We start from the raw sequence: 956 nt of genomic DNA on the forward strand, positions 1-956 counted from the left end.
GCGCGGCCTGGCCGACGTCGCCCCGCACGCCCAGGCCGATGCGCTCGACGCGGTGCTACGCGACCTGCGCCGCCGCCTGGGCGCCGACAGCACCCGCATGCCGGTGGCCCTGGGGGTGCCCATCACCGGGGATGAGGTCACTACCGTGTATGAGGCCGCGCGCTGGGCCGAGCGCCTGGCCGCGCGCGACGCCGCGCCGGCCGTGCGCCTGGCCGAGACGCTGTATGAGCGCCTGGGGGCCGGACGTGAGGCCGTCACCACCGATGATGGCGTGCTGGTCTGGCACCGCCCCGATGAGTCGGTACCGGTCGAGACGGAAACGGAGTGAACAGCATGGACACCCCCGAGGATCCCGCGCCGGCGCCACAGGCGCCCCGGGGCGAAACGGTGGCCATCACCTACGCCGGGGGTCCGCTCGACGGTGTGGCCCAGGACTGGAACACCGCCCACCTGGGCCCCGACCGCCGGGCCTGGGGCACGACCGTGCGCGTCAACGGCCGCCGCGTCGTCTACGCCCCCGAGGCCGGGGGCGACCCCCACACCTGGCACGCCACCCACCACGGCCCGGTGGTGCCCGGGACCCCGCGCACCTGGTCCTCGGCGCCCCTGGGCACCACCGACGACGGCCGCGCCCTGGCCCTGGACCTCGCCGCGCCGGTAGCTGTGGTGGCCCCGCCCCCGGTATCGGACACCACCCCTACCGGGGGCGGGGCCACATCCCTGCTGTCCCTGCTGGCCGCACACGTCGCCGCGGCCGGGGACGCCGACGTGGTGGTACTCGACGCCCGGCACCAGTGGCACCAGGCAACCGAGGGCGACCGGCTCACCGTCGCCGTAGGATCCGACGCCGTGGCCGAGCACCTGTCGACGCTGCGCGCCGACATCACGCACCGAGAGACGGCCCCCTCGGCCGCGCGCCCGTGCGTGGTCATCATCGATGGCCTGATCCATGCCCT

The 956-nt window shown here is 75.7% G+C and carries 2 protein-coding genes; both read left to right on the forward strand.

Features of this window, described 5'->3' with window-relative positions:
* Positions 1-328, forward strand: a 328-nt coding sequence (locus tag D450_RS33845) for a hypothetical protein (protein ID WP_039821176.1), incomplete at its 5' end; no start/stop codon positions are given.
* Positions 329-333: 5 nt separating this feature from the next.
* On the forward strand, positions 334-956 hold a 623-nt coding region (locus tag D450_RS31625; RefSeq protein ID WP_206539677.1), incomplete at its 3' end, for a hypothetical protein.

The sequence above is a fragment of the Nocardiopsis halophila DSM 44494 genome (assembly GCF_000341245.1).
Lineage (GTDB): Bacteria > Actinomycetota > Actinomycetes > Streptosporangiales > Streptosporangiaceae > Nocardiopsis_A > Nocardiopsis_A halophila.